At 39.9% G+C, this 18,229-nt stretch carries 11 protein-coding genes and 1 pseudogene; 1 reads left to right on the top strand and 11 read right to left on the bottom strand.

All coding sequences use genetic code 11. The annotated features are described in order from the left end of the window. Nucleotides 1-1,432: 1,432 nt before the first annotated feature. Nucleotides 1,433-5,704: an S-layer homology domain-containing protein gene (locus OB236_RS11960; RefSeq protein ID WP_262684207.1), complete on the top strand. Its 4,272-nt coding sequence runs from the start codon at nt 1,433-1,435 to the stop codon at nt 5,702-5,704. A 560-nt stretch (nt 5,705-6,264) separates the two neighbouring features. Here OB236_RS11960 and OB236_RS11955 read toward each other — a convergent pair. The 11 genes and pseudogenes from OB236_RS11955 to OB236_RS11905 all read right to left on the bottom strand — a co-directional run bounded on the left by OB236_RS11955 (nt 6,265) and on the right by OB236_RS11905 (nt 17,992). Beyond that, nucleotides 6,265-6,984 carry a metallophosphoesterase family protein gene (locus OB236_RS11955; protein WP_262684206.1) on the bottom strand — a complete coding sequence of 240 codons (720 nt, stop codon included), beginning with the start codon at nt 6,982-6,984 and terminating at the stop codon, nt 6,265-6,267. Nucleotides 6,985-7,001: 17 nt separating this feature from the next. Continuing rightward, nucleotides 7,002-8,483, bottom strand: a complete 1,482-nt coding sequence (locus OB236_RS11950; RefSeq protein WP_262684205.1) for a DUF4340 domain-containing protein — start codon at nt 8,481-8,483, stop codon at nt 7,002-7,004. Beyond that, nucleotides 8,484-9,923, bottom strand: a complete 1,440-nt coding sequence (locus tag OB236_RS11945; protein ID WP_262684204.1) for a GldG family protein — start codon at nt 9,921-9,923, stop codon at nt 8,484-8,486. Between the two features lie 2 nt (nt 9,924-9,925). Beyond that, nucleotides 9,926-10,789, bottom strand: a complete 864-nt coding sequence (locus OB236_RS11940; RefSeq protein ID WP_262684203.1) for an ABC transporter permease — start codon at nt 10,787-10,789, stop codon at nt 9,926-9,928. Continuing rightward, nucleotides 10,773-11,729: an ABC transporter ATP-binding protein gene (locus OB236_RS11935; RefSeq protein ID WP_262684202.1), complete on the bottom strand. Its 957-nt coding sequence runs from the start codon at nt 11,727-11,729 to the stop codon at nt 10,773-10,775. The genes OB236_RS11940 and OB236_RS11935 overlap by 17 nt, the downstream gene beginning before the upstream one ends. Nucleotides 11,730-11,743: 14 nt before the next feature. Continuing rightward, on the bottom strand, nt 11,744-12,610 hold the full coding sequence (locus tag OB236_RS11930) for a carbohydrate ABC transporter permease (RefSeq protein WP_262684201.1): 867 nt from the start codon (nt 12,608-12,610) through the stop codon (nt 11,744-11,746). Nucleotides 12,611-12,619: 9 nt separating this feature from the next. Then, nucleotides 12,620-13,525, bottom strand: coding sequence for an ABC transporter permease (locus OB236_RS11925; protein WP_262684200.1), 906 nt, complete (start codon nt 13,523-13,525; stop codon nt 12,620-12,622). A 107-nt stretch (nt 13,526-13,632) separates the two neighbouring features. Next, nucleotides 13,633-15,195, bottom strand: a complete 1,563-nt coding sequence (locus OB236_RS11920) for an extracellular solute-binding protein (RefSeq protein WP_262684199.1) — start codon at nt 15,193-15,195, stop codon at nt 13,633-13,635. Between the two features lie 124 nt (nt 15,196-15,319). Then, nucleotides 15,320-16,048 (bottom strand): histidine phosphatase family protein, encoded by a 729-nt coding sequence (locus OB236_RS11915; RefSeq protein WP_262684198.1) that lies wholly within the window; start codon nt 16,046-16,048, stop codon nt 15,320-15,322. A gap of 199 nt (nt 16,049-16,247) precedes the next feature. Continuing rightward, nucleotides 16,248-17,141: pseudogene (locus tag OB236_RS11910) on the bottom strand (dihydrodipicolinate synthase family protein). Nucleotides 17,142-17,257: 116 nt separating this feature from the next. Further along, the gene (locus OB236_RS11905) at nt 17,258-17,992 is read right to left on the bottom strand and encodes a PHP domain-containing protein (protein ID WP_262684250.1); all 735 of its coding nucleotides are present in this window, start codon (nt 17,990-17,992) and stop codon (nt 17,258-17,260) included. Nucleotides 17,993-18,229 lie beyond the last annotated feature (237 nt).

Genomic DNA, 18,229 nt, shown 5'->3' with positions numbered 1-18,229 from the left:
TGAAAACCGTTCCATCTGTCCACCGCGTAAAAGAGGCTTAACGTTGCTATAGAAGGCAAAGATAACGGAAGAACAATTCGTACTAGGATCCCCAGTTCATTACAACCGTCAATCAAGGCGGATTCTATAATCCTGAAAAGCCATCAACACGCCATAGATGGGGGCATATCTAAAGATGAGGATATACGCTATTGGCAACAGTAAGAGTAGATATAAGAGTGCATCTCTTTTTAAGCTATGTACGATACTGTTCTTATTCTTTATTTTGATATTTTCTCTATAGTTTTATAAAACCGCTTTCATTTGTTTCGTCCCTCTCCTACTAATTTTCAACAAAAAAACCTCCTACGAAATAATTTGAGCAAAATCTTATAAAGAGATCTCATGTAAAGAATTATACTTTCATGAATTATTATTAAAATGTAATTTTATAAATTATTTTTGTAATAATTTTATATTTACAATCCAGGAGTTTCTCCACTTATAATTCCCTCAGCATAATTACTACCACTAGTATCTCCTCATATTGGACCACCACTGTCGCTATTCGTCACAGGTCCTGTTGCTGTTCTTTGATGATAGAAAGTTGCTCCACAGACTGTAACGGTTTGATCTATTCCAAAGGTGTTATCCGCGTAATAACCACTAATTGCCGTACCATTATAAATTGAATGACTAACATTCGAAAAAGGAACAAATGCTGCGTCTGCAACACTCCCATTACCTGACCATTTTGTCACTTAAAGAGGCTTCTCAACAGGCTGACCATATGGTCAGCTCGTTTTTCGAAAAATCCCTTTAAATAAACTAAATATTTTTATTATTGTTTTAGAAGAACCTTGAAAGAAGTCACTTAGATATTTTTGGACTAGGAACCCTACCAAACTAAAGAGTAGTGAAATAAATATTATAAACACAAATAGTTTTATTCCTGTTTCTATAAATTCCATTTAGATACAGCACCTCCTATTCAATTATCATTATATACTTAACGCTCGATAAAGCCTTTAACGTATGATTCCGTTAAAATGTTGGCTGAACCCCTAAATTTATAACTCAACTTTCTCATATTCCTTTACACGCCTATAAAACGTCCGATGCTTCATATCTAATTGCTGCATTGCCATTGTAGCACTAATCGTTCCGGATTTCTGGGCTACGACTTTTACTTTAATGGAAAATACTTCATGCTTGCTTTCACTTCACGATTACCTTGGCTTTCGTACATTGTGGTTACAACGGACAGCCTTCACAGCTTGCACCTCGGAAATGTCAGCTTACTCTGATGTACAAGCCTGGTGAGAAACTCTAGTAAAGCTTATTTTTTGCTTAACATTGGGGTGACACTGCGATGACATTGTAACGTTATGCTTATCAATGGTTCTTATACATAGGTCAAATAAGTACAACAACTTGAGGAGCGTGAGGGTTCGTGATTTATCATCATCCATTTTTTAAGAGAGTTTTGACCGGAATATTGGCAATGGCGGTTCTACTCCCGTACATTCCAGCATCCCTTTCATCCTCGTCCACCGTTTCTGCCGCACCCGTGATTCCTGCGAATCCTAGCGGTGTCGTCATGGTAGAAGATTTCGAAAATGTCAACTTGGCTGATTTATATTTGGACCAGGCACGCATTTACAGCGCCAGTATGTCACTCGAAACGAATCCGAAATACGTTCGTAACGGGGCAAAATCCTTACGAATTGATTATGATTTTATTGGAATTACAGATAATCCCTCTCAAGTTGCTGTGGGGCCGGCAACTCAATTGCCGTTGACCAACAGGGTTCCCAAGAAAATCGGGATGTGGGTATACGCCAATAACGAAGGACATGGTCTAACCAGTAAGTTCTACATTCCTAGTGGAAGTTCTAGAACCTATGATATAAGGGATGAAGTGACAGGTATAGACTGGAGTGGTTGGAAGTATGTAGAAGCACCAATAGGGGCGGATATGACTGTACCGGGCACTCTGGCTTTTTACTTCCAGATGAAGGAAAGGCAAATGAGCAAAAAGAATAAAGGCTCGATTTGGATTGACGACGTCAGGCTCATCTATGATGAACCGGTTAGTGAAGATATGACCGTGCCTGTGATCTCTCCGACTTCACCGACACCAAACCAGACTTTGAATGCACCTATCTCCAGTATTACCCTGTCTGCGGACGACGTTGGATTGTCCGGGAATGGACAGTCTGTTACATCCGCGACCTACGCCTCGGGCATCGATCCAAACTCGATACGACTGTCCGTGAATGGACAATCTGTTTCATCGGCGACCTACGCCTACGATCTGAATAATAAATTGATTACGTATCATCCAAACACACCGCTTGATGGCGGCTATTATGAAGTGCATGCAACAATTAAAGATAAATCCGGTAATCCCGCAACAGCAGATTATTCTTTCAACATAGAGCATGGGGCACGGTATACCATGGAGGCACCAGAAGAATCACTCAGCAGCGAGATTTACCGATTGCAGCTCGGAGCGAAGGATGTAGGCGTAGCCAAGAGCGCACACGTCAAGCTCAAGTTCGACCCAGCGACTTTGCAAGCGAAAGCAATAACAGGGCGTTCCGAGTTGACCAACGTGCAGACCAATATCGATAATGTAGGCGGTTTTGTTACGTTTAACGCAGATGGATTACAAGGAAACAACGTGCAACCTTTGGCAAGCATCGATTTCGAATTCAGTAGAACGGCCAAGATGGAACGTGGCGAGATGTTTAAACAAATACGCATGGCCGAAGGCAGCTTCGGTTATACTGGCGGCACTTCGGTAAATTCCTTCACCGCTCCGATTAACTATAAGATCGGGTTCCCGTACAAAATGGCAATCAAAGGAGCAGGTTTGCAAACGCAGAGCGTAATCACTGTTACAAATCACGCTGGAGCACCGGTTGCAGGAGCGGCGATTGAATTCAATGATGCAAACGGTCCTCAGACCTATGTGACCGTGACAGCTGCAAATTCCAAGATATATAAGAGCGCTGACAGCGCGTCCTCCGTGTTGCTGACGGTAAAGAAAGATCAGCAATTTTTCGCAACAACAGGAAGTACTTCCGGATTTGTAAGTGTGTTTACGCCTGATGGAACCAAGAAAGGTTTTATACCTTCCGCTGATGTTCAGCAGAATGATCTTAAACAAGGCTTGGGCTTAACGGATTCCAAAGGAGAAATTCTTACGTCGCTCTTAACCCTTGCGATAGGCACTTGGAGAGTTCAAGCAGTAAAGGACGGCAGCACCAGCGAGAGTATGAACATGGAAATTGTTTCTCAGTTTGGTGACGAAAACCCGCAATATGTTCAAACCTTTGTTAACGAAAATATGGGTACAATGATGAGCGTAGGATGGCAAACTGCACCTAGAGTCCAACAAACCACAATTCAATACGTGAAGGATAGCGATTTTGCTAATGCATCAGAGAAATTAATCGAGCAGGTCGCGAAATACGAAGTACAAGTAATGCAGAATGTTAATAACGGTCCATTGGGCGAAATAAAGTTCCATAAGGCGCTGGTTACTGGCCTCGAACCAAGTACGAAATATCATTATCGGGTTGGCTACGAAGGACATTGGAGTGCATGGAACGATTACAAGACAGCGGATTCCGCACTGGATAAGCCCGTTTCTTTCGTATACGTAACGGATTCGCATACCAAAGGTGATAATGGGCTTGAGGCCTATCAAAAACTGCTCAAAAACGCTTTCGCAAATTACCCGAATGCCCAGTTCATTATGCATGGTGGTGACATTGTTGACGACGGAAAATTGTCAGATGAGTGGAACCAGTTCTGGAAAGCTTCGTCGTTCTATGCAACCTCAATTCCATCGGGTTACACAATGGGTAATCATGATGTTAAAGGTGAAGGCAAAGAGGTTTTTGTCAAGGGATTGGAGCTTCCAAATAACGGACCGGAGAATCAGAAGAAATACGTATATTCTTTCGATTCAGGCGAGGTACATTTCACCGTGTTGAATTCCGAAGCAGACGCAGTAACCATGTCCAAGCAAGCAGAATGGCTGCGCGAGGATATCAAGAAGAGTGATAAAAAATGGAAAATGGTTATGTTCCATAAGCCCGTTTATCATACCGAAAGCGGACGCAGCGAATTAATTGAAGATTCTCGTACCTATTTCGCACCGATACTGGAAGAATTGGAAGTAGATTTGGTGCTGGTAGGCCACGACCACGTCTACTCGCGTACGTATCCGATGAAAAAGGGTAAGCCTTTGATGAATGGCGAGCGTGGGACAGTCTATTTGGACGGAGGAGCATCTGGCTGGAAGTTCTACGATGGAACAAAGTATGCGTATCTTGATTTCATGTTCGATGATGACGTTCCGGTATACTCTGCAATTCAAGTTAGCCATGATAAGATCTCTATTCAAGCCCACACAGTAAACGGGGATATGTTTGACAATTACTCCATCGAGAAAAAGGATGCAGCAGTAACAAGTGTAAGCGTAAGTCCAGCAACAGCTAGTGTGGTTCAAGGCGCAACGCAGCAACTGACAGCTGCAGTAACCGTAGTGAGCGGCGCGAAACAAACAGTAACATGGACAAGCAGCGATTCGAAAGTAGCCGTTGATGCGAATGGATTAGTAACGGTTGCAGCTGATGCAGCGACTGGGAACTATTCCATTACAGCAACGTCAACCGTTGATTCAAGTAAAAAAGGAACAGCAACGATTACAGTAATAGCAGCACCAGTAGTAACAAGTGTAAGCGTAAGTCCAACATCAGCGATTGTGGCTCAAGGAGCAACACAGCAACTGACAGCTACAGTAACAGTAGTGGGCGGAGCGGAACAAACAGTAACATGGACAAGCAGCGATTCGAAAGTAACCGTTGATGCGAATGGATTAGTAACGGTTACAGCAGATGCAGTGAGAGGCGATTATACCATTACAGCAACATCGACCGTTGATTCAAGTAAAAATGGAACGGCAGTGATTAATGCAATACCAAGAAAAAGTTCACAATCAACAGGTACTCCATCATCAGGATCACCATCAACAGATACACCATCAACAGGTACACCATCAACAGGTACACCATCAACAGTTACACCAACGCCAAAATCATTCTTCAATGAAAAGGTTAATATTGATTTAATCAGAGCTCTGGTAGAAAAACAAAAAACTGCACCCGCAGTAACATTCAAGGATGTACCTGCAAATGACCAATACGCTAAAGCAATCGTATTAGCGACTAAGCTTGGGATCATTGAAGGGTATGCGGATGGTTCGTTCCATGCGAGTGCTACGGTAACTAGAGCGGAATTTGCAACGATGTTAGTAAAAGCGCTCGGTTTAGTGTCAGAAGGTGGTTCCAGCTTTGAGGACACCAAAGATCATTGGGCGGCAAATACAATAGCTATATTAAAAGCAAGTGGCATTATTAACGGTTACCAAGACGGAACGTTCAAACCGAATGAGTCTATTTCCAGAGCAGAAATAGTGGCCATGCTTTCAAGAGTGATGAACACTACTTCAGTAAAAGAAGCTAAGTTCAAAGATGTTTCGGGTAACTGGGCAGAGGGTGAGATTAATACGTTATCCGGTATGGGTATCGTACAAGGTACAGACGATGGATCGTTCAAACCGAATGCTAATGCTACTAGATTAGAGTCGCTACTCATGGTAATGCGCGTGCTAAACGTCAGTCTGGGTCATACACTAGACTTAGAGTAATAATCGATATCACTCATACGGTAGGTACTGTTAATTCAGTGCCTACCGTGTTTTTATGTTTTCCCTCAAAAGCCTAGCTCTTGCATCAATCAATTGACCGGTTACCCAGCGGCTGTTCGATGAGGCAAGAAAGATGATCCCATCGAGATTTCCCCTGTCGTGACCCTAACCCTCACACCGAGATGATCTTCCACCTGCGCGGATTGGCCGGTCACCCCGGCGATAAGTACTTTTACGACGGCTGGTCCAATACGCTGGACGATCTGATGACGCACCTGCATAACCAGAAGCAGTAGACGGCGAGCAAGAACAGAAAAGGAGCCTTCATGGCTCCTCTCCTCTCAAAGTCGAACAGATCCTCTTCACAGACGGCGGCACGCAAGATGCATACGGCGGCATAGGCCAAGTCCCACCGACCGACCGCGGCGGCGGATGCGACGTCCCCCCCACGGTCCTCGTCGACTTGGGCATCGGGTGTCCGATCGAGAAGCCTGAAAATCTCTACTCCGAGATCCCGAAGCACCTGGATTTGATTTTCCTCATTTTGATCCTTTCTACTTCTAGTTTTCCCCGAAAAAGACAAGAGCTACATCTAGTTCTCCTCTTTGCTTGAGTGTTGTGGACAAGGTTGCCTGCAGTAGGGGTGAGCGATCGTATTGTAAGCTCTTCATATCGATACGTCCATCTGTAATCGTCATATAATGTGCCTCTTTACATGGATCGTCAGGTCTGCGATACGAGATACTTCCGGGATTCATCCACAGTTCCTGGTTGCTTAGATAATGAATAGCTCTTCGATGCGTGTGGCCGAATATCATTCGTTTATGTTCCATGCTCGTAATGGGTTCCTTGGTCTGCTGTTCCCAGAAGCTATAATAATGATGGAGACTAGGAATGGTCTCGTAATTGTTGTACATATGCTGCATGGTATATCCAATAGAATCCATAGTGAATGCAAGTGAATGAGGCAGATTTTCCAAAAATTCAATATCCGCCTCACTAAGCTTTTGAGCATTGTCATGCGCCCAAGTTCGCTCTTCAAGCGAAACATTCCACAATTGATCTTTGTTGCGATATAAGGCAGCTACACGCTCATCATGGTTTCCTTTCACGCACAAAGCCTTATGCTCCGTAATCCATTGTAGTACTTCCTTGGGAAAAGGTCCGTAATCAACCAAATCTCCTGCACAATAAATGACATCGCTGTCTTTTTCTTGTTTCCAAATGTTTTCTAATGCATAAATATTGGCGTGGATATCGGAAATAATCAGTGCCTTCATCGAGCGCCATCCCCTTATTATGTGATATGAATATCTGACAGCATAGCTTTACAGGCCATTATGACTTCATCAACGGCTTGTTTATTTATTAAATATTGAGCAGCTCCATCATCTACTTTTACTAAATAGAAGTTATCATTATATGTATAGAAAGTTACTGTCTTTTCTCCTTTTTTAGTTGTATATTTTATCGTAGTTAAAGAATTTCCAGGCTTTTCTACAGGTTCTATAACTGCATCAAAACTTAGTCCTATTATCATTTCATAAAACTTTCTTAATTGATCAACCTCAACCACTTTACCGTTAAATATTCCGCTTTGTTCTTCTCCTTGAGTTGATTGTCCTCTTGCTAAGGGTAATTCTTTATGATTAATTACTACATTGAATTTCGAAGATGAAGCTTCTATTGAAATTTGATCACAATCAACAATATTGATTAAAGCTAAAAAGCGATCTATAAACTGAATGGGCTCAAATGTAAGTAAGGAACGGATACTTTCTCGGTTTATCGAAAATATATAGTTCTTGTCAGCAAATTTAGCATAAATGATATCTCCGCTTGCATCACCTAACATTAAATGATATCCATTTTTATCATCTTGAATTTTAATCTCTAATGCAGGCACTGAAAGTCCGTAATGTCCCATGTCTAGCGGCTTCTCATCAACTATGGATAATACTTTTATTGTAGCATTAGTTATATGGGTAGTACCCCCAGGCAATCCAAAAGTCCTTTTAGCAAAATCTTCCAAGTAAACATCTCTGTCAGGTACAGGAACCTTCATAACTAAATGATTAGTTGGTAATAGATGTGCTCCAGGTAAAGATGAAGGTGTAGATTCTTTATTTTGTTTTGCTTTTAGATCTAAAAAAAGCTTTCCTGATTTAAGGATTTCCATCGATTTTAAGTTTTTTAAATTAATTTCAGGAATTTTTTTGTCAAACAGATCGTTTAAACTTACTAATAATTTTTTTGCATTACCGCTATTCATTAAATATATTCCCTTTTCATTGTTAATAACAACATAATAATTTGCCTGATCCGGAGTTGGTTTACCTATTTTTATTGTATGCTCTCTACCATTATTAAGAGTAACATTCACTTCAGCATGTGCAGGGTCTAACCCAAATTGCTTTAAATTCGTTGCATGTTCATCAAGCAAATTGAATTTGGTTAAAGCACTTACAGCCATATTGTTTAACAAATTCTGGTCAATTGGAAAGTCCGGCTTGGTTTCCAAAACCCAATCTATACTCTCGCTACCCGAAATCCCCTTTGTAGGTACCAATTTAATCACACCAGCTGTGTTAACGATTTTGATTTCTTTTACATCGCTTTCACTGCCACCAATCGAAAATGTTGGTGTTGATACGGTAGTTGCCGCTGCCGCTGCTTGAGTTCCTTCTTTTTGATTGTTAGTTTGAATGGCAAATTGAATAATCAACAGGATAACCAAAACTGCGACTACCGCGATAAAAAATATGATTTTCCTTTTCATTTAGCTATTTCTCCTTTTAGCCCAAACCACAATACCCGTAACTAAGATTATCAATGGAATAACAATTACGGTCACTAATGTGATGATAACTGCTTGTGCGCCGCTTAATTGTAATTGTGCAGCAGCATTAGGAGCTTTAGGAGGGATGTAGCTTCCGCTTTCTTTGCCTTGAGTCCAATTTATTGAATTTACGAGGAAATTATAGTTCGTTCCTCCGGATACGGAGTTTGATTCAGGTGATATTAACGTATCTGTACCAATAACGACTAATTTTGTTTCCAAATACGATTTCGTATTCGTAAAATCCGTAATCATGACTGCCAAATTAAATGGCCCCGACATATCGCCGCTCGCTTTTTCAACACTTTGAGCTGAACTATTTTTGGCATATGACTTTGCTGAACTGGTTAATAACGGAGTAACTTTTAATGAATTTCTCTTAATATCATTTTGTTTTATGCCAGTTGCTACCGGCAATAATACTTTGTATTGTTTGTCTGCTAAATTCCGGGTGATTTCACTGGCCTCCAGGTTAGGCAGCAATACCGTAGGTTGATTTGGTAAAGAAAGATTTGTATTAGGTTCTATGATCACTTTATTGTCTACAGACACTCCATAGGCACCTACAACTGACATTAAATTAGGAAAAGCAGAAGTAGTAAAATTAAGTGCAAAAACCGCTCGTCCTCCATTTTGTAAATATGTATTTACTTTATTTACCATATTTGGCGTCCAGTCTTTGGCAGGTGTTGTTGCAAAAATTAAGTTTGCCTCTTTGGGAACCTCTTCTGTTAATAGATTTATATCCTTCATTTCATAATTGGCAAGTTTAATAGTATTAATTAATTTTTCTGGTAAAGATAGCTCTCCGTTGCCTGCTATGCTATAAATGATATGTGCTTTTTCACTTGTAACATGTTCAATAGCATTCGTAATTTGAGGCTCAACATCGATGGACTGCACGTATTCTTTATAGGTTTGCTGGTCAAATCCGATTGTAATCATTTGCCCGGCATCTATTAATTTGAACTTATTTGTTTTTCCATTTTCCACCACAACACTATTGCTTGAAACCGCTTGCGACGGGTCCGATTTAAATTTTTCCACAAGCTGCGGATATAAATTGGGATCTTTTACAGCAACCTGAATGTTACTGTTATATTTTGTATAATCGAGGATAATATCTTTAAAATCAGGATTTTCACCCCCAGGTTTTGTAAAAATATAAATATGTATGGGATCTTGTACTTTTTTAATAATATCTATTGAATATTTGGATATGGAGTATGCTTTGTTTTTACTGACATCATAACTTAAATTTAAACTGGAAAAGATTAAGTTTACAATGATCAACACCGCTAAAACGACTATTGCTGTTAATGTTGAAAATGCTCCATATCTAAATTTTTTATTATTCAAGGCATGAATTAAATTATTCATTATTACCTCCACCTTCTCTTTTCAATTCCATTTATAGTTAAATAGGTGAACGCAATAAAAAAGGTAAGGTTATAAATAATGTCAGATACATGTAAAACGCCTCGCTGAAAATTAGTAAATCTGTTAAACACGGAAAACCATTGTAAAACATAAGCAATTGTACCCTCAAATAAGGTTGGCTTTATGAAATATAAAACCACTTCTACTGCTAAGAATAAAAGGGTTATACAAACTGCCACAACTTTATTTTTCGTACTGTCATATACGATGAATCCAAATATACCTATTATTGCTGTAATAAAAAATATGGAGCTCATTTTATCAGCTGGCAGTGCTTTTGCTAAACCGTCCATGATAAAGAACAAAAATACCGTTGCAAATGTGATAACCGCAGCTATGATTTGGTTTTCTGTTAAAGACGATACAAACATGCCAACGCTGATTAAGCTTAAACCAAACAATATAAATCCCAAATAACTAACAACGATGAGCATCAGGTTAATATCTGAAAACAGTATTAATATGATAGGAAAGATGAATGTAAGTACCGTACCGATACCTAATACAATCGAAGCAGCTATAAATTTGCCCACAGTGATATCCGTTATGGAAACAGGCGATGTGTACAATAATTGGTCTGTTTTTAATTTAGCCTCTTCCGCAAATAACCTCATGGTCAATATGGGAATTAAAAATAAGTAATAAACCGCAATACTTGTTAATACTCCCGAAAAATCTGCTGATTGTGCACTTATATTTCCAATTACAAAATATACCGCTGAAAGTAATAATAAAAATGTCAAGAAAATATATCCTGACATGGTAGTAAAATAGGTTCTTAATTCTTTTTTAATTATGCTTGTCATAATGGATCCTTTCTCCTGTTGCTTCTAAGAAAATTTCTTCCAGGGAAAGATTAAGCGGTTGTTGTGTTAATACCGGTAAATTACTTTTTGACATAGCATGAAAAATAAATTCTCTTATATCTGTGTGATTGTCGCCCTCAAAAATAACATCCAGCGTATCGCATTCTTTGCTGCCCACTATTTGTACATGCTTGATGAATGGAAAACTAGCAATCGCATGTTTAATTTCTGCTTCTGTCCCTTTAATACGAGACAACAATTTAGAACCTTGTATCAAGTTATTTGACAATTGGTCAGGGGTCTCGCTAGCAACTATTTTGCCTTTATTTATAATGATCACTCTGTCACAAACTGCACTAACTTCTGAAAGGATGTGTGAGCTTAATATGACTGTATGTTTAGTACCTAATGTTTTGATAACGTCGCGCATTTCAATAATTTGTTTAGGGTCTAACCCTACTGTAGGCTCATCAAGAATAATGATTTCAGGATTACCTATCATAGCTTGTGCTAAACCAACTCTTTGCTTATAGCCTTTAGATAAATTTTTTATTAATCTATTAGACACATCCTTAATCCGTACCGTTTCTTTTATTTCTTCAATCATTGCCTTTTTTTGACTTGACTTGACTTTTTTTATATCAGCCACAAAGTTTAAATATTCATCTACTTTCATGTCAAAATAGAGCGGTGGTTGTTCAGGCAAATAGCCTAATTTAGATTTTGCTTTTTCCGGCTCATCCAAAATATTATGTCCCGCTAGGATAACCTCTCCTTCTGTTGAAGCCATGTATCCGGTCATCATATTCATTGTAGTCGATTTACCTGCTCCATTGGGTCCAAGAAAGCCTACAATTTCTCCATCGGCTATTGTAAAACTTACATGATCTACCGCTACATGTTTTCCGTAATGCTTCGTTAAGTTTCTTACTTCTATCATAAGTACCTCCTGAATTAACCTTTTATACCACCAATCATAACGCCTTTTACAAAGTATTTTTGGATAAATGGATATACAAGCAAAATAGGTAAAGTTGTAATAAATACCATGGCCATTTGAATTTGATAGGCTGGAGGAACTGTACCCGTATCCACATTAGTGTCGGCGGCTATCGTTGTACTTAAAATATTTTTCAACACTAGCTGTAAAGGCCATTTGTCCTTGGTGTTTATAAAAATAGATCCATTAAACCAAGCATTCCAGTGATCTACAGCATAGAACAAACCAATTGTGCTTATAGCTGCCATGGATAGCGGGAATATAATTCTGAAAATCATTTGTATCTCTGATAAACCATCAATTCTGGAAGCATCAATAATTTCTTGTGGAATCGTTTCGAAGAAGCTGATCATAACAATGACGTTAAATGTATTAATAAGTCCCGGTATAATTAAAACCCATATCGAATCAATTAAGTTTAAATTGATATAAAGAATATAAAGCTGCACAATACCTGGTGGAAAAAGCATGGTAAGTAATAAGAAAAATTTAACTGGTTTTCTGTAAGGTAAATATTTTCTTGATAACGGATACGCTGTAACTACTGTAAAAATTAAATTTAAAGCTGTACCTATGACCGTCACAAACATAGTTACATTAAAACCCGTCACAAGTTGACTGTAATTAGCCAGATATTTATAGGCTGCTATATTAAAACCTATCGGAAAAACAGTTATTGAACCAGTGTTAGCAGCAGCCGTAGAACTAAAAGAGATAGCAATAATATTAATAAATGGATATAAAATGGTTATACAGAAAATGATTAGTAGCAACCCATTAAAGTAACCGAATATTTTCTCACCTGTTGTTCGTCTTGTCATCTTAGCCTCCTACCATATGCCATGTTCTTTATCCACATATTTGACTATTTTGTTTACAGCAATAATCAAGAGTAAACCTACAACTGATTTAAATATGGTGATAGCCGTTGCAACTCCATAGTTGAAATTATTCTGAATACCAATACGTAAAGCCAATGTATCCAAAATATCCGCAACAGGATATACAGGTGGCGTATAGAACAAGTAAATTTGCTCAAATCCCGCGTTAAGAATACCCCCTAAATGCAAAATCAACAGCACAATAATCGTTGGTATCATACATGGAAGTGTTATATACAGGGCTTGTTTAAATCGGGAACACCCATCAACAATTGCCGCTTCATACATTTCAGAATCTATTCCGGAGATAGCAGCCAAATAAATAATGGTACCCCAGCCCAGGTTTTTCCATACTTCGGTAATGACCATAATGCTTCTAAAATAAATGGGGTCTGCCAAAAATATAATTTTATCTTGATGAAGCATCTCAACTAAAACATAATTTATGATACCTTTAGAAGAAAGAATCCCTGTCAATATACCGGCAATGATGACCCATGATATAAAGTGAGGCAAATACGATATGGTTTGGATTATTTTTTTGAATTTAGTACCGATGACTTCATTTAGTAATAATGCCAAAACAATCGGGCCGATAGTTCCAAAAATAAGTTTATATACACTGATTATGAGCGTGTTGCTTAAAGCATTCACAAAATTGTTGTCTTGAAACATAAAGCGAAAGTTATCTAAGCCAACCCACGGACTCCCGAATAGTCCTTTACCAATTTTGAAATCTTGGAAAGCCATTAAATAACCAACAATAGGCACATACTTAAAAATGATATAAAATGCGAGTCCAGGCAATAAAAGCATATAAAGTGAAAAGTGTTTCTTGATATTTTGAACAAACATTTTGGCATCTCCTCTTTACTAAACGGAGTTTATCTTTTAGTCAATAAGTGCAAGGACAAGATGTTCTTTATCCTTGCACTTGTAAGTACTAAAATAATTCGCTTACTTTACTTAGCGTTTTTAGCATATCTTTCGTTTATTTCTTGAGACATGACATCGCCTTTTAACAATTTAAATTGTTTTTCCCATTCAGCCCAACCTGCTTCTAATTCCACTTTACCTGAAATAATTTGTGTAAATATTTCAGTTGCTTTAGCTGTAATTTGTGTTAATTGTGCATCCGTTGTAGGAGTAGAGAAATAGATAACTCTTGGTTGAGTGGATAATCCTGTATTAGCCATGTTAGTAGCTGTTTCTGCCGGCCACAGGTCTTTCCAGAACTCTCTTTGCCCCTCCATATTGCCGATGGTATAAACGTCCCAAGCCCCATCTTGTCTTAAACCTTTTAAGTCTTTGGATAGTTTATAATCATTACCTGATTTTGTGTAATCCTTACCTTCAACACCAACTGTCATTAATTTGTCGCCAGATGTAAAGTCAAAAATCCTTGCAATACCGTCTAAAACATCGGCATTTACTTTTGAATTCACAGCCCATATGCTAGAGAAACCAACAGGCAAACCATCTTTATTTTTTTTAATAATGTTTCCATAAGCGGATACACTTTTTGCAATTCCAGGAGCTGGTGGAACCTCAAGAACAACGACTTTAGCATTAGGTGTCTTTTCCTGGATAATAGCTAAGTCTGCAGCAGCACCGGACGAAACTCCCTGATATACACCGACTTTGCTGTTTCTTATAAGTTGAGTTTTACCATTGTTTGGTTGATAGGTTACAAATTCAGGGTCAACTATTTTGGCTGCAACTAATTCTCTGGCAAAACCGATTGCTTTTTTGTATTCAGGAGTTATTTGTGACCAAACTAATTTGTTGTCAGCTGTTTTCATCCAATCTGCGTAAGGAACACCGAAAGGTGCTAATGCGGGCTCCAGACCACTTTGTTTATCAAAAACAGCGCCGTAAGTATCGCCATCTTTACCATTTTTGTCTGGATCTTTTGTTGCAAACTGTTTTAAAACTTCCTTATATTCATCAAATGTCTTGGGAGTTTTTAAACCTAGGTTATCCAACCAGTCTTGTCTAATAAATACTGCGCCATAACCAACGTCTCTTGGTGTAGGTAATATGTATAAACTGCCATCTGCATTTACAAATTTGCTTTGCATCTCTTTATCATAAAATTTTTGAACATTAGGCATTTTAGGTAATAGATCAGACATTTTCTTTAACAAACCGTTTGCGCCAAAGTTGTTAATCATACCAATTGTTGTTGTATCCGTACTAGCATGAACGATATCAGGTGCCGTACCACTGTTAAATTGTAAGGTGATTTTTTGAACATAACTATCGTCCGGCATTTCTTGAACTTTAATAACCGTGTTTGTTTTTTTCTGCAATTCTGCTAATACTGGGTTGTTTGTTCGGTCACCATCTGCATACACGCCTTTGAAACCAATATTGATTGTTGGCGCAGGCCCCGCAGGAGTTGAAGATGATCCGGAAGGTGCAGGTGAAGCCGTAGTACCACCAGAGCTTGAACACGATGTCATCATAGCAACGGTTAATCCAAACGTAGCAACTTTACCAAATAAATTGAAACTCTTACTCATTGTAATTCCTCCAAAAATTTATTTGTTAGGACTTGACGATTGTTTCGCACACGCTTACAAACATGTTCATGCTTAGAAATTTATCATGTCTATCCACAACACTCCTTACGATTTTTTGATTTATCTATTGAAATTCCACACCTTCAGTGACCATATCCTGCCGAAGATGCCCAATATAATTCAATAATCGAAGACTTACCCCACCGTCATCCTCTATATCAACCCTGGCAATGGCGGCATGTGAGAAGCTGAACCGGTTATGGTCGCATGGATCGCATCCCAGAAGGTCGTTAAGCATAACGGAACCAAACGCCGCATGGCATACAATAGCAATCGTGACATCTGTGCCTTCATGAATTTTTCTGATAGTCGCCATGACACGTCTCGCGCGATCATAGGTTTTCTCTCTCGTTTCCGCTTCTAGAGCAGGCTGCCAAATATCCGGCCAATCGAAGTTCCCTCCTGTTTGTACACCGGGGAACAGCTCTCCTAATTTAGATAATAGTGGGTAATGCTCGCTTTGGGCGGCTTTGTTGGCAGCAGCTTCTTCAGCATGAACCTCATAACTCCCTGCACCTACCAATTCACGCATCAGTGGCCAGCCTCTGCGATCCGTTTCAGACAACGCCGGATACACATACCAAGCTACGCTCCTTCTTTTATGGATCGCTTCTGCTGTTTGAAGTGCTCTTTGCAGGGTACTGGAATACATAGCATCCAGTGGCAGCCAATTGGCGAATTGTTCTCCTACACATGCTGCTTGCTCCAATCCAAGCTTGCCCAGCGGGTAATTAGGCCCGCCTGTATAGCCTGGCTCTTGATTCGCAGGCTGGGCATGCCTGACGATATACATCCTTATGGTCATACTCCTTCACGAACCTTTCCTACTTTTCTTCAATCCAGAAAAATGATGTTCCATTTGTCCTTTATTTCTTCAATCACCCCCTTCTTTATTAAGATATTTACTTTATCATTTAGAGTCTCAAATACTATCCCATTAAAGCGTTTACATTGCTTTGGTACGACAATGCATCTAAATGATTGTTTGTTTTTCATATGGTTGAAATGTGCCATGCGCGTATCGCTGCTGCCGCTTCTTCGCTCAGGCTTTTATTTGATCTCGTTACATTATTCATTGGTATTCCACGTAATGCCGCAAGATACTTCGCAGTTGCTGTATAGCCCAAGCCAAGCGCGTCATTTAAAGCTACAAGCTTCTTGTGAGTCTTGACAGCCACGTCGGAATGGGTTGATGCTTCGCGCCATAGCTGTATCACGACGTCAGCCGCAGCCGTTGCCGTAATGGCCATGATGCCTCTTGCACCGAGATGAATTGCATCCAACATATGCTGCGTATTTGCTTGGTAGACGATACTATTTGGAGCACCCTTGATTTTCGCCTCAATACCTTCGATCGTACAAGTCGTGTCCTTTATCCCTACAATTCCATGATTAACAACAAGGCTGCTGTACACATGTGGATCGATAAGATGCGGCTTATTTAACGGACACTCATACAAAATGACGGGCACCGATGATCGACCGGCCAGATCAGCAAAATATGCACCAAGCCGTTCTTGATTTTCACCCATTCCTTTTGGAGGAATGAAAACCACACCTTACACGCCGGTCTCCTCCATACGGCGCAATTCTTCAGCGTGGTTGCCAGTGTTGGGGCTGACGTTGGCAGTAGCGACAACTGGAGTATTGCCTGCTCTCTTCACAGCAATTTCCGCAAGGGACAACCGTTCATCCAAGGTCAGCATCCCCATCTCACTGCTGCCGCAAACTGCAAATAGGCCGTTTGGCTGCATGGAGAGCTGCCAATCTACATATTTATCGTAGCAGTTCCAATCTATACTTCCGTCTTGCAGAAATGGAGTAAGAAGCAATGAATACACACCGGAGAATGGATTGTTATGTTTCAATTCATGAACGTTTGACATACTATCACTTCCTCAATATTCGAAATTTAACCTTCAATGGTGCACCGCCGCTCGACGTAGTATAATCCACTCCCGGATTGGCGTATCTGAAGGTGTGATTCGCTTTAGGAACCTATCTACTCCAATAACTGTTTCAATCGCTCCAAGTGCTGGGACGTCGAGACGGCGGCCATCGAATGGGCGTCAGTACCCAAATGGAACACAACTCCAATCTCTTTGCCTATACGCCAGTATCGTTTCGAAAACTCCGGATCGGCGAATAAAGCCGGCACATTCAATTCCCAGGCAACCTGGCTTTGTTTCCCCTTTTTCAGTATATCCCCCAGTTCGTTATCAGTGATCTCCTTCGTAACGAGCGTCTTGTCTTCGAAACAATGAATAAATCTGCCGATAAAAGGATGGGCTATGCAATCGGCCCTACTTGTAGCAAATAACGACTCCAGTACTTGCAGCGCATGCCGCACATACCCTCGTGGTGACTTGTCTTCGGGGTGTTCCCAGTAATCGAGGTGATAATGATTGTAGGCATACAGGCGGTAATCCAAAGCTTCATTAATGACAGGCGCATCGAGAAATTTGCCGACACCGTATGCTGACAACTCGGAGGCGTACAAAACTTTTAGATCCGTGCCGCATTCCTCCGCTTGGTTCTTCAACTCGCGATTCGTGTTCAGTATCGGAAAATCTCCACTGTTATAATGATCGGTAAACGCGATGACCCGAATGTTGTCCTTCACTGCCTTGTTCACAATATCGCGAGCAATCATTTCAGGTTTGGCACAAGGCGAATACGTAGTGTGAATATGCAGATTTTGTTGGATTAATCGTTCCAAATCGTAGGTTTGCTCCATTTTGTACACATGCTCGCCTCCTTTCATTTTTTATTTTAATCAATAAGATAATTTCTTGTGAAAACACTCATCTTGTCAAAACCGAGGAGTCTTTTTTAAAGAATCACTTAAAGTATTTCACCAAGTGTTCGTAGGCTTTCACAATGCCTTGCTGGTCTTTCTTGATGGCACCTTGGAACCGATGACCCTCGAGTTCGATGCAAATCGCTCCTTTGTAGCTCTAGCGACACTTCCGTT

Source organism: Paenibacillus baimaensis (assembly GCF_025567575.1).
This window is presented reverse-complemented; position numbering and strand designations above follow the sequence as displayed.